The organism is Arthrobacter sp. CC3 (assembly GCF_039907775.1).
Classification (GTDB): domain Bacteria; phylum Actinomycetota; class Actinomycetes; order Actinomycetales; family Micrococcaceae; genus Arthrobacter.
The window spans coordinates 155005-166969 of sequence record NZ_JARCCY010000009.1; the positions used below are offsets into that span (position 1 = coordinate 155005).

Here is an 11965-nt window from a genome sequence, read left to right on the forward strand (position 1 = left end):
GGACCCATAGGATCGGAGATCTCGCGTGGCTTCGAAAGCTGCACCCGCTTTGTTCCGCCGTTTTGGCGGTTTCGCAACATCGCTCGTGTTCTCTACCGTCATCAATCTCCTCGCCATCCCGTTCGTTATTTCCACGTTGGGCAAGGAGACCTGGGGCGAACTGGCATTGGCCCAGGCCACGGCAGCAATTTTCGGGATCGCCGTCGCCTTCGGCTGGGGAACCGTCGGAGCCGCCCTCGTGGCCTCACTCCCCGAGCGGGAACGCCCGCAAATGTTCCTCGACTCCCTGGTCAGCAGGGCCTATCTCTTCCTGTTCGCCGCGCCCGTGATGTACTTCGTGATGCTGCTGATGGGCAAAATCGATCCTCCGGTAGCAGCCCTGGCGTCAGTGGCCTACGTTCTGCCGTTCGTCGGTGCCTCGTGGTTCTTCATCGGCCAGGCAAAACCGTGGAAGCTGTTCCTCTGTGACGTGCTCCCCCAGGGGCTCGGCATCGTGGCGGGCGTTGTGCTGATCCAGTTCTTCCCGCAGCCGGTGGTTTTTGTGCTTGCACTGCTGGTCTTTAACCTGCTGGCAGTCGTCATTGGCGCCGGCGGCGCACTCTCACGCGCAGGGCATCCGGTGAAGGCGGATCTTCGCGTCGTTCCGGCCATGAAACGCCTCCGCGACCAGAAATACGGCGTGATCGCGGCAGGCACGGGAAGCCTCAACAGCAACCTGCCGCTGCTCGCGGTGGGCCAGGTGGTTGCTGCCGCGCTCCCCCAATACGCCCTGGCAGACAAGCTTTTCCGCTTTGCTGTCGCCGGGTTCGGTCCCATCCTCCAGGTGATTCAGGGGTGGATCCCGGAGGCCGGACCGGCGAGAAGCTCCCACCGGATCCGGACCGTGGCCAGGATTGCCCCGATCGTCGGCCTGTTTGCCGGAGTCCTCCTCGCGCTCCTCACCCCCTGGGCGAGCCCGCTGTTCTCCGGCGGAGTCATCACTATCGACTACAGCCTCAGCATCCCCTTTGGATTGATCCTCGCCGGCGTCATTGTTGCCCAGGTAGTGGGCCTCGCCTGCCTCATTCCGCTCGGCAAGGGAGCCGCCCTGGCCAAATCGACAGCCATCGGCGCAGCCTTCAACGTTCCGATGATGTTCGTCCTCGGCATCTTCTACGGCGCCCCCGGCGTCGCCTGGGCGGTCGGCCTGGCCGAACTCGTCGTCGCCGGCTACCAGATCATGGTGGTCCGCGACAGCCTCAAGCACCTGGTCCAGCCGCCGGTCCCCACCGCGGAACAGCCACACTAGGCCGGCAGCTACTTCCGGCGCCCCTTGGTGAAAAGCTCAACCGGAACGCCGGCCACAAACTCAACGAAGCACGGCAGGGCAATGTCGCCGCTGCGAAGGCCGGAGACAAGCGCACGCGCAGTAGGCACCCACCCGTGGCCTGTTTCAAAAACAGCCACGCCACCTTCCAGTCCGGGAGTGCCCGCAGCAACCCGTTCCCGCAGGGCGTCAGCCATGACCCTGCGCCATCCGAAGCTCAGGTCGTTGGCCGTCCTGAGCAAGGCGAGCGGGCTGCTGCTGCCCTGGAATTTCCGGGACAGCGCAGTGACATGTTCGAAGGATTTGGCGATGCTCTTCCTGCCGCCGACTTCGCCGAGGACATTGCCGCCGTGCTGGACATAGTCCTGGACAACGTCTTCGACGACGAGCGCACCGCCGGTTGCCTTGGCGCAGACGGCCAGCCAATGGTCGTGTACCTGCGAGATGGTGTTCAAACGGGGAAACGGCAACGCCAGGTCAAGAAGATCCCGGCGGAAGACGCAAAGGCTTCCTGTCACCTGGTTCTGGGCAAGAAGCGCATCGAGACCGACATTCTTGCGCTGCGTTGATTCGGTCACCACCTCGTTGCCGGGCAGGCGGACAACGCGTGCCTGCCCGGCCACGAGGCTGACCTCGTTCAAACGCGGGAGCATCGATTCAATCTTCGACGGATACCAGGAGTCGTCCTGGTCCGACAACGCGATCCACGCCGCTTCGGCCGGAACGTGCTGCAGGACGCGTTCGAAGTTGCCGTAGAACCCCAGCCTGTCCTCGAACCCGAGCACCCGGAACCGCTCGTCGCCGCCGAGTTCCCGGTCCACGAAGTCACGAACTTCGGCAAAGCCGCCGTCCGCCGAAATGAGGCATTGGAACTGCGAATGCGTCTGGTTCTGGATGGATCGAAGCTGGGTCCTGAACAGTTCCCAGTCCGGCTGGTAGGCCGCCAGGGCGACCACACCGAAGGTAGTCGAATCGAAGCGCATGGATCGGACCGCTATTCCGCGGCCGTCCGCCGGCCGAGGTACGTCTCCAGAACGTCCCGGGAAGGCCTCGGCTTGAAACCCGAGTTCTTGATCTTGGTCAGGTCCAGCACGCTGTTCAGCGGCCGGGGCGCGGCCGCCTTGCCTTTGAAGTAGTCTTCCGTGCTGACACCGGTAACAGCGGTGCGCGGTTGTCCCGAGAGCTCATAAACGTCCGCGGCGATGTCGGCCCAGGACTGCGGTTCGCCGTCGTTGCTCAGGTTGTAGGTGCCGTAGTCCGCGCCGGATTCCAGAAGGTGCTGGATGCCCGCGGCAATGTCTTCGGTGAAGCTGAGCCGGCCGATCTGGTCGTTGACCACGGACGGTTCGATGCCGCGGCCAGCCAGGGATGCCATGGTGCGGACGAAGTTGTTGCCTTCACCGATGACCCAGCTGGTCCGCACGATGTAGTGGCGCGGCACCACACTGACGACCGCGTCGCCGGCGGCCTTGGTCTGGCCGTAGACACCCAGCGGGGTGAAAGGCTCGGTTTCGTCGTGGCTCTCTCGGACGCCGTCAAAGACGTAGTCCGAGGAGACGTGCACCAGGGTGAGGTCATGTTCGACGGCGGTCCGGGCCAGCCGTGAAACGGCGGCAACGTTGACGGCCCAGGCAGCTGCCCGGCCTTCCGCAGTTTCCGCGGTGTCGACGGCGGTGTAGGCCGCGGCGTTGATGATCGTTGAGTAGTTCTTCCAGTTCCGCTCCGTGAACGACGCTTCGCTGCCGAGGTCGAAGCCGGCACGGCCGGCGAACTCAACGGTCGCGTCGCCGTCGTACAGTTCCCGGAGCGCCTTGCCGAGCTGGCCGTCGGCACCGACCACGAGGATCTTCTTCGCCGGCATCGGCACAACGTCCGCGAGGCGGGGGTGGGCCTTGTCCTTGTCGGAAAGCTCAGCCTCCTCCAGCGGGACGGGCCAGGTGATTGCGGCCGTCTCGTCCGCGAGGTTCAGGAAGGTGTACTGGCCCTGCGCGTCGGCGGACCAGTGGTCGTTGACCAGGTAGGTGTAGGCGGTGTTGTCTTCCAGGGTCTGGAAGGCGTTGCCCACGCCGCGGGGAATGAAAATGGCCTGGCTCGGGTCCAGTTCAGCCGTGAAGACAGCCCCGAAGGACGGTCCTTCGCGCAGGTCCACCCAGGCGCCGAAGATCCTGCCCGTGGCCACGGAAATGAATTTGTCCCACGGTTCGGCGTGGATACCGCGGGTGGTGCCGGCTTTTTCGTTGAACGAAATGTTGTTCTGCACAGGGCGGAAGTCCGGCAGCCCGAGGGCCACCATCTTCTCCCGCTGCCAGTTTTCCTTGAACCAGCCACGGTTATCACCGTGGACCGGGAGGTCGTAGAGGACGACGCCGGGGATCGGGGTTTCGTGCGCGGTCAGCTTCTTGGAGAACTCGATCGACATCGTCTACTGGCCCTGTTCCTTGTACTTGGCTTCGGTCTGGGCCTTCTGCGGGCGCCACCAGTTTTCGTTCTCGCGGTACCAGGCGATGGTGTCTTCGATGCCGGCGTCGAAGTTGGAGAACTTCGGTTCCCAGCCGAGCTCGTCGCGGAGCTTGGCGGAGTCGATGGCGTAGCGCAGGTCGTGGCCGGGACGGTCCACGACGTGGTCGTAGGCGTCCGGGGACTGGCCCATGTGCTTGAGGATGAGCTCGACGACGTCCTTGTTGTTCTTCTCGCCGTCAGCGCCGATCAGGTAGGTCTCGCCGATCTTCCCCTTGGCGATGATGGCCAGCACGGCCGAGGAGTGGTCGTTGGCGTGGATCCAGTCGCGGACGTTCTCGCCCTTGCCGTAGAGCTTGGGCCGGATCCCGTCGATCACGTTGGTGATCTGGCGCGGGATGAACTTCTCCACGTGCTGGTAGGGGCCGTAGTTGTTCGAGCAGTTGCTGATGGTGGCCTGCAGCCCGAAGGAGCGCACCCAGGCACGGACCAGCAGGTCGGAGCCGGCCTTCGTGGAGGAGTACGGGCTGGAGGGGTTGTACGGCGTCTCTTCGGTGAACCGTTCCGGGTCATCGAGTTCGAGGTCGCCGTAGACCTCGTCGGTGGAGATGTGGTGGAAACGCTTGTTGTGCTTCCGGGCGGCCTCGATCAGCGTGTAGGTGCCGATGATGTTCGTGTCCAGGAACGGGCGCGGGTCATGCAGGGAGTTATCGTTGTGCGACTCGGCGGCGTAGTGGACCACGACGTCGGCGTCTGCCACGAGCGTGTCCACCAGAGCGGCGTCGCAGATGTCACCCTGCACGAAGCGGAAGCGCTCCTCCGGGAGCCCGCTCAGGGATTCCAGGTTGCCTGCGTACGTCAGCTTGTCCAGGACAGTGACGTGATCATCAGTGTTTTCAAGAACGTAGTGGACAAAATTGGAACCGATGAAGCCGGCACCGCCGGTGACAAGGAGTTTCTGCATTCAGCCAGCTTACCGGTTGAGCAATGGCGTCCTAATCAGGACGGGACTCATTAGGACGGCCGGTGAAGGCGGCGCCATGCCTGCCCGATACAACGGAGCAGCATGATGCGTGCGCGGAGGATCACAGGCAGCGAGCGCCAGCTCCGCGGCGTGGCGTTGTCATCGTGGATCCTGCGCAGCAACGTTGACTTGTCCAAGTGCCGCATGGAGCCGGCCAGGTTTCCGCAGATGGCCAGCCAAAGGTCGTGGGACTCGTTCACGTAGCGGGGAACGGGCGTGAACACTGAGAGCATGTCGCGCCGGAAACCCATGCCGCAGCCGTAATAAGCCCGGTATCCCACGAGGATTCCGAGGATATTTGCGGCATGGCGCCGGCTGTCCCCGCCCCGGAGCCGCGGAATGTTCGGACGCGGGCCGTCTCCGAGCACGTCGAAATTGGAGGCCACCACCCTTGATGTCTGCAGCGCACCAAGCATAAGTTCAAGCCTGCCCGGCACCCACACGTCATCCTGGTCGGCGAGCAGGATGTATTGTCCCTTCGATGCCAGGGCTGCCTGTTCGAATGACCGGACGTAACCTTGGTTCACAGCCGCTTCAATGAGGCGGATCCTTCCGTCGTGGAAGGTCCGGATGTGTTCGACAGTGTCGTCAGGTGAAGCGTCGTCTACGATTACCAGCTCATCGTCCGGGCCGAGCTGGGCAAGGATGGATTCGAGCTGCTCCCTGATGTAGCGCCCGCCCCGGTAGCTCGCGAGGCAGACACTTACCCTCGTTTCCCCCTTGCCGGTGGTGCCCGGGACGTCCGTAGGATCTGTTCTCAATCTGGTCCTTCCGCCTGCGCAAGATAGTTCCGGGGCTCGCCGGGTGACGTCCGGAGGGCCCGTCCCATCTTAGGCTGTACTGCTCGGGCTCTCCCCCGCGGCGCCGCCGCCGACCCGAATCATGGAATTGATATAGTTTGGACACCATGGAATCCACCCCCAATCCGCGCGTTCTGGTCATCATGCCTGCCTGGAATGAATCGGAAGCCGTCGGTAATACCGTGCGGGAAGTGCTGAATACAGACTCCCGGTACGACGTTCTTGTCGTCAACGACGGATCCACCGACAACACTGCAGCCGTTGCCGCCGAGGCCGGTGCTACTGTGCTTAACCTTCCTTTCAACCTTGGTGTCGGCGGCGCTATGCGGGCAGGCTTCAAGTACGCACGCCGCTGTGGCTACCGCCAGGTGATCCAGGTGGATTCCGACGGCCAGCACGATCCGCGGAGCATCGACGAAGTCCTCGCAGGGCTTGCCCATGCCGACATCTCAATCGGTGCCCGGTTCGCGAACCGCGGGGACTACAAGGTCACGGGCCCGCGGAAGTGGGCCATGCAGCTGCTCGCCAAGGTAATTTCCGGGCTGGCCAAGACCCGCCTCACCGACGTGACCAGCGGGTTCCGTGCCGCCAACGTACGCGCTGTGGACCAATACCTTGACCACTATCCGGCCGAATACCTGGGCGACACCATTGACTCCCTCGTGGTCGCCATTCGCTCGGGGTGCACCGTGACTCAGGTGCCCGTGGAAATGCGTGCCCGGCAGGGCGGAAAACCCAGCCATAATCCGGCCAAGGCCGCCATATACCTCGGAAGATCGGTGTTCGCCCTGTTGTTTGCCCTGACCCGGAAGCGGTCCCACCTGGCCGTACCTGCTCCGCAAGCATCGGGAGCCTAGAGCATGGGAAACATTGCTGCCTTCCTGCTTGCCCTGGCTATTGTCGGACTGGTTGTCGAAATGCTCCGCCGGAAGAAACTCCGGGAGAAGTACGCTGCCCTCTGGCTGATCGTCGGCGTCGCCACGCTTGTCCTGGCAGCTTTCCCCCGCCTGCTCAACATCGTGGCGGAGTTCGTCGGCGTCCAGCTGCCCTCCAACTTGCTCTTCGCCATGAGCATCCTCATGCTCCTGGGCGTATGCCTCCACCTCTCGTGGGAAATCTCGGTCGTCGAAGACGAGACACGGACCCTGGCCGAGGAAGTGGCGATCCTGCGGGTCCAGGTTGAAGCGCTCAGCACCGCGGCCAGCACCGACTCGCAGGTGCCCTCCGACTCGCTGGCAACAACGCCTGATACCGCCGGACCCCACGCGGCGAAGCCCGACACACAACACAAAGGTTCGGATTAACACATGCCACTGGATATTTTCATTCCCTACTGGGGCGATCCGGATTACATGAAGGAAACCGTCAACAGTGTCCTGGCCCAGGACAGCGATGACTGGCTCCTCACCGTCGTGGACGACGCCTACCCCGGCCATGAGATCAAGGACTTCATGGCCGGAATCTCCGATCCGCGCGTCAAGTACATCCGTAAGGACCAGAACGCAGGAATCACGGAGAACTACCGGACCTGCGTAGCCATGGCCACCGAAGAGGTGCTGGTGATCCTCGGCTGCGACGACGTCCTGCTGCCGAATTACGTCTCCACCATCCTCGATGCCCACAAGCGGTACCCCGGGGCGGCCTTGATCCAGCCTGGGGTGCAGGTCATCGACGAAGCGGGCCAGGTGGTGGTCACCCTTGTGGACACCGTCAAGCAGAAGCTCATCAAGCCCAGGGGCGGCGGACGCCAACTCGTCTCCGGCGAGGCCATCGCCTCCAACCTGATGCACGGCGACTGGCTCTACTGGCCGTCGCTGGCCTTCCGGACGGATAAAATCCGGCAGGTGGACTTCCGGGACGGCTTCCCCATCATCCAGGATCTCGCCCTGATCATGGACATGATCTACAACGGTGACCAGCTCCTGATCGAGCCGACCGTCTGCTTCCAGTACCGCAGGCACTCCAACAGTGCCTCGTCCACCAAGCTTGTGGACGGTTCACGGTTCGCCGGCGAGCGGGAGTATTTCGCCGTAGCTGCCGCGCAGGCACAGGAACTCGGATGGAACCGGGCCGCCCGGTCAGCACGGCTGAGGTTCACATCGCGTGCGCACGCGGCGTCCCTGCTCCCCAAGGCAGTGCTCAGCAAGAACTCCTCTGCCGTCAAGGCCCTGGTCCGCCACACCTTCGGCAAGTAACACCGTTCGCTACGAAAGGTCCCAAGTGACTTCCTCTTCAACTTCTGCCCGTCCTGGCGGCACCGTCCTGGTCACCGGCGGCGCCGGGTTCATCGGCTGCGCCATCTCCGATGCCCTCGTCAGCGCATTCGACCGTGTGGTCGTCGTCGACAATCTCCACCCGCAGATCCATGCCACGGGCGAGCGTCCCGAGCAGCTGAACCCGGCAGCCGAACTGGTCGTTGCGGATGTAACGGAGGCGAAGACCTGGGACGCCGTCCTACAGGACGTGACTCCCGACGTCGTCATTCACCTCGCGGCGGAAACCGGAACCGGTCAGTCCTTGGAAGAGTCCACCCGGCACACTCTCGTCAACGTTGTGGGGACGTCGCAGCTCCTGGACGGCCTCAACCGCCACGGCAAGCTTCCCCGCCGGATTGTCTTGTCCTCCAGCCGCGCCGTGTACGGCGAAGGCGCCTGGAAGGATGCCGACGGCCGAGTCTTTTACCCGGGTCAGAGGACAAGCGAAACCCTCGACAAAGCACAGTGGGATTTCCCGGGTGCCTCGCCTGTTGCAATGAAGGCGTCCGAGACTTTCCCCGCCCCAGTGAGCGTCTATGGTGCCACGAAGCTCGCCCAGGAAAATGTCCTGCAGGCATGGGCGAAGTCCTACGGCGTGGAGACCGTGATCCTCCGCCTTCAGAACGTATACGGTCCGGGCCAGTCGCTGATCAACCCCTACACGGGCATCATGAGCCTGTTCTGCCGGATGGCCATGGGCGGCAAGTCCATCCCCCTTTACGAGGACGGCGAAGTGCGCCGTGACTTCATCCTGATCGACGACGTCGCGTCGGCCATTGTTGCCGGTGCGGTCTCCCCCACCGTCCAGGGCGAACCGATGGACATCGGATCTGGCGAGTTCCAGACCATCGGCACCGCCGCCAAGCTGATTGCGGAGCACTACAACGCTCCCGAGTCGCACGTGACCGGCCAGTACAGGCAGGGCGATGTGAGGCATGCTTGGGCCGACATCACCGCCGCCGAAAAGGTGCTGGGCTGGACGCCGAAGTACAACCTTGCCCAGGGAATCGAACTGCTGGCCACATGGATTGACGCGCAGCCAGACGTCAAGCCTGCCTGATCCGGCGAGCGAATGTCGTCCAACGCGACCACTGCGGTTGTCAGCCTGTTCAACGCCGACGAGCACGTCCTGGCCAACGCCTCCGCCCTACTGGCCCAGGTCAACCGTGTGGTGGTCGTTGACGACGGCAGTTCCCGGGACCCCGGCCAGATTCTTGGGCAGCTTCAGGATCTCGGCTGCACCGTGGAGCGGCTCGCCGTAAACTCGGGCATCGCCGCGGCGCTGAACGCCGGGATTGCGGTGGCCCTGGCGTCAGCAGAACGGCCCGCCTTCATCCTCACCATGGATCAGGACAGCCTGCTCGACGGCGGCTACGTCGCCGCTCTCGAAGAGTCGGCACTGGCCGCTGAACAGGCCGGAGTCCGTGTCGGCATGGTCGCTCCGGCCTCGATCAGGGGGCTCCCGACCCGGCGCGCCGGCGTCGTGAACGGCGTGCAGCTGGGGGGCGAGCCGATCCAATCGGGTCTGCTGCTGCCGGTTTCAGTCATTGAGGAACTCGGGACCCTGCAAAGCGACCTGTTTATCGACGGCGTGGACACCGAATATTTCCTACGCACCCAGTCAGCCGGTTTGAAGACCGTCATTGCTCCGAAAGCAGCCCTTGGCCACTCCCTGGGAACCATGACGCAGGCCCGCCTGTTCGGTACGGACCTTGCCCTGCGGGGCCGCCCCATCAGGGTGCGGACCGCAGCGTCGTGGCGCTATTACTACCTGTTCAGGAACCGTATCCTGCTCGCGAGGAAATACGGACGCCAACACCTGTGGTGGGCTATCAAGGGTTTCCTGGCAGACTACCGGCACCTCGCGATCGTGACCCTGCTCGCCCCGAACAGGTGGGAACGGTTGTCCTCCGCCATGGCGGGGATTGCCGACGGCATCGCAGGTCGGGCCGGAAAACGACGCGTCAGCTAGATTCAGGGGCACGGCACGCCGGGTAATTACGATTGGGGGCAGGTCCGTGAGGTCAGCGTTGCAGCAGGAGTCGCGGCGTCCGCGCCGGGCTGCCCGGAAGTTCGAGGTAAGCGCTCAAGGGCGGGGACCGAAGTTTCGATCCCTCCGCGGACCAGCCGCGTTTGTCGCGGCGGCATTTGTGATCGTCGTTCTCCGCCTGAACGGCCTGCTGGACGGAATCCTGGGCCTGTCTTTCGCAGCCGCACTTGTTCTACTCCTTCCGACGGCGAAGCGATTATCCCTCCGGCTGCTCCTCAACGGCCTCCTGGCCATGGGATTCGCGCCTCTCACCTGGTGGGTGCCGGAACGCGTCCTCGGAATCGACCACGGCACACTGCTGATGGCCCTGACAGCCGGGACGATTTCATAGTGGATTCTTTCGACGAAGCCATCCCGGCCGAGACTCCGGCGCCTGATGCCGGGGGTGAAATGGATCGACGCTGTTCCCTTCCTGGCCGGAGGGCTCGCCGCAAGTTCGCTCGGCACCATGCTGGCGGTCAGGTCGGCCCAGGATGCTTTGTCGCTCATGACCGACAAGTGGGACTACCAGTCGCACTTCAACATTTACTTCATGATCCGCAGCCATGGCGGCGTCATTCCGACTATCCCCGGTCCTTCCTCCGGGGGCACTTGGGGCTTCGCGGAGTATCCCCAGGGATTTCATGCCCTGCTGGCAACCTTCGCTGACCTTATTCGGCCCGATAGCGGCTCCCTCGACGCCGAGTTGATTTCCTTTATTAACCTCCAGGCCGCCGTCTGCGTGGTGACGGTTGTGCTGGTCATGGCCGGGCTCTGTGCCCTTCCCGCGATCCGGCGGCGTTCCGCCGCGATGGCGCCGGTCACCGCCGTGGCTGCAAGCGCCTGGATCTTCGGTCCAGGTTCGCTTCCCGTCTACGACGGCTTCGCCAACTTCTACCTCGCATGCGGCCTGGCGACCGCAACGGTGCTGGCTCTGCTGAATTTCCCCCGCAGGATTCCGCTTTGGGGGCTGGCTGCCGTTGGCGCCGGGCTCGTCGGTGTCGCCAACAACTGGGTCTTGCTGGTCAGCCTCGTTGCGGTCGCTTGCATGGTCCGGCTTTGGCATGTCCTTCGGCGGCCAGGGACCTATCCACGGTCATGGTGGTGGCCGGCCGTCGTCGTGGCAGCGTTCACTATCGCAGGGGTGCTGCTGCCGGTAATCCAGCTATCCCCGCTGGTGCAGCAGAGCCAGCAGATACTCGGCCTTACCGGGGGAATCGAACTTCCCGACTTTGGGATGGCCCTCGCAGTCATCACGTTCGCGGTGGCCCTCGGATTCGCCAACATCGCGGTTGCCGTGGCCAGCCCTTCGCTTGAAGCCGGACGGCGAGGATCGGCTTTGGCATCGTTCGGGCTCTTTGTTCCCATCGGGCTCTGTCTCTGGCTCGCCGTCTCGCAAAGCGCGGACGGCGGCGCTGTTTCCTACTACTTCTACAAGTACTTGATTGCCGTACTGCTGTTTGCATGGCCGGTGGCCGTGGCCGCAGTGGCATCTATCCTGCCTCCGCCGTCGTCCGGGTTCGCCCCTGGAAACGACAAGCGTCTGACGGCAGCCTTATGCGTCCTGGCTCTGGCGGCAACCCAGTTCTTCGGTTTCTCGGTGACAGGCCTGAACGACGCCGGGCTCCCGCCGACAGCGCGGGCCATAACCCAAATGGAAAAGCAGGCGGCACGGCTGGAGGCAACGCCGGACTACGTTGCCCGGCTCCTGGCCAGTGCACGCCAGCCGCAACCGGACGAAACCATCTACATCGTGGCGCAGGGCACGGTGGACAGGGTGCTTGCGGCCCGGTGGCATTGGACCTTGCGTGGTAACTCCACGTCAAAGACGACGGCATTGAGCCCGGCGATCGGTGCCATCTACAAGGACTACAACCACGCACCCGAAATCATTGCCCGGCTCCTTGCGGACGATCCGGCTGTCTCGGTGATCGTTGACCCGGAGCTCTACGAACCCGTCCGCCAGCACCTGATCCTGAAAGGCCTCGAAGGGCGGCTGATACGCCTTGCCGGCTTTTAGCCCCGTGGTTTCATCGGGCGGCCGTTGAAGGGCGTGTTTAAAGGGCGAAAAGGTGCTCTGACAAGGGAAAATAG

Annotated in this window: 12 protein-coding genes; 8 read left to right on the forward strand and 4 right to left on the reverse strand. The window is 63.6% G+C overall.

Translation table 11 applies throughout. The features are described from left to right. The first annotated feature begins 25 nt into the window (after positions 1–25). Positions 26–1288, forward strand: a complete 1263-nt coding sequence (locus tag PV761_RS07835; protein ID WP_156037077.1) for a polysaccharide biosynthesis C-terminal domain-containing protein — start codon at positions 26–28, stop codon at positions 1286–1288. An 8-nt stretch (positions 1289–1296) separates the two neighbouring features. Here PV761_RS07835 and PV761_RS07840 read toward each other — a convergent pair whose 3' ends face one another. From PV761_RS07840 to PV761_RS07855, 4 genes are read right to left on the reverse strand one after another with little or no spacing between them, the layout of a single operon-like run. After that, entirely contained in the window at positions 1297–2289 is a 993-nt protein-coding gene (locus tag PV761_RS07840) for a glycosyltransferase (protein ID WP_347895680.1), read from the reverse strand. Positions 2290–2300: 11 nt separating this feature from the next. Continuing rightward, positions 2301–3725 (reverse strand): bifunctional dTDP-4-dehydrorhamnose 3,5-epimerase family protein/NAD(P)-dependent oxidoreductase, encoded by a 1425-nt coding sequence (locus tag PV761_RS07845; RefSeq protein ID WP_347895682.1) that lies wholly within the window; start codon positions 3723–3725, stop codon positions 2301–2303. 3 nt (positions 3726–3728) lie between these two features. Next, complete coding sequence (gene rfbB / locus PV761_RS07850; protein ID WP_028270164.1) at positions 3729–4727, reverse strand: dTDP-glucose 4,6-dehydratase; 999 nt, start codon at positions 4725–4727, stop codon at positions 3729–3731. 50 nt (positions 4728–4777) lie between these two features. After that, a complete protein-coding gene (locus tag PV761_RS07855; protein WP_028270165.1) occupies positions 4778–5548 on the reverse strand; it encodes a glycosyltransferase in 771 nt (256 codons plus the stop codon). 146 nt (positions 5549–5694) lie between these two features. Here PV761_RS07855 and PV761_RS07860 point away from each other — a divergent pair, with 146 nt between their 5' ends. The 7 genes from PV761_RS07860 (at position 5695) to PV761_RS07890 (ending at position 11891) form a co-directional block, all read left to right on the forward strand. Further along, positions 5695–6444 carry a glycosyltransferase family 2 protein gene (locus tag PV761_RS07860; RefSeq protein WP_347895685.1) on the forward strand — a complete coding sequence of 250 codons (750 nt, stop codon included), beginning with the start codon at positions 5695–5697 and terminating at the stop codon, positions 6442–6444. A 3-nt stretch (positions 6445–6447) separates the two neighbouring features. Further along, positions 6448–6891, forward strand: coding sequence for a DUF2304 domain-containing protein (locus tag PV761_RS07865; RefSeq protein ID WP_028270166.1), 444 nt, complete (start codon positions 6448–6450; stop codon positions 6889–6891). 3 nt (positions 6892–6894) lie between these two features. Next, positions 6895–7782, forward strand: coding sequence for a glycosyltransferase (locus PV761_RS07870; protein WP_347895688.1), 888 nt, complete (start codon positions 6895–6897; stop codon positions 7780–7782). Between the two features lie 25 nt (positions 7783–7807). Beyond that, complete coding sequence (locus tag PV761_RS07875) at positions 7808–8902, forward strand: NAD-dependent epimerase/dehydratase family protein (protein WP_051628770.1); 1095 nt, start codon at positions 7808–7810, stop codon at positions 8900–8902. 12 nt (positions 8903–8914) lie between these two features. Further along, positions 8915–9814, forward strand: a complete 900-nt coding sequence (locus PV761_RS07880; protein WP_347895690.1) for a glycosyltransferase — start codon at positions 8915–8917, stop codon at positions 9812–9814. Positions 9815–9992: 178 nt separating this feature from the next. Continuing rightward, positions 9993–10223 carry a hypothetical protein gene (locus PV761_RS07885; RefSeq protein ID WP_347895692.1) on the forward strand — a complete coding sequence of 77 codons (231 nt, stop codon included), beginning with the start codon at positions 9993–9995 and terminating at the stop codon, positions 10221–10223. A gap of 45 nt (positions 10224–10268) precedes the next feature. Then, complete coding sequence (locus PV761_RS07890) at positions 10269–11891, forward strand: hypothetical protein (protein ID WP_347895694.1); 1623 nt, start codon at positions 10269–10271, stop codon at positions 11889–11891. Positions 11892–11965: the final 74 nt, after the last annotated feature.

Bases quoted from the DNA above. Each gene is read 5' to 3' on its own strand.
- PV761_RS07840 (WP_347895680.1), bottom strand. From the start codon at position 2,289: ATGCGCTTCGATTCGACTACCTTCGGTGTGGTCGCCCTGGCGGCCTAC.
- PV761_RS07845 (WP_347895682.1), bottom strand. From the start codon at position 3,725: ATGTCGATCGAGTTCTCCAAGAAGCTGACCGCGCACGAAACCCCGATC.
- rfbB (WP_028270164.1), bottom strand. From the start codon at position 4,727: ATGCAGAAACTCCTTGTCACCGGCGGTGCCGGCTTCATCGGTTCCAAT.
- PV761_RS07860 (WP_347895685.1), top strand. From the start codon at position 5,695: ATGGAATCCACCCCCAATCCGCGCGTTCTGGTCATCATGCCTGCCTGG.
- PV761_RS07865 (WP_028270166.1), top strand. From the start codon at position 6,448: ATGGGAAACATTGCTGCCTTCCTGCTTGCCCTGGCTATTGTCGGACTG.
- PV761_RS07870 (WP_347895688.1), top strand. From the start codon at position 6,895: ATGCCACTGGATATTTTCATTCCCTACTGGGGCGATCCGGATTACATG.
- PV761_RS07880 (WP_347895690.1), top strand. From the start codon at position 8,915: ATGTCGTCCAACGCGACCACTGCGGTTGTCAGCCTGTTCAACGCCGAC.
- PV761_RS07890 (WP_347895694.1), top strand. From the start codon at position 10,269: ATGCCGGGGGTGAAATGGATCGACGCTGTTCCCTTCCTGGCCGGAGGG.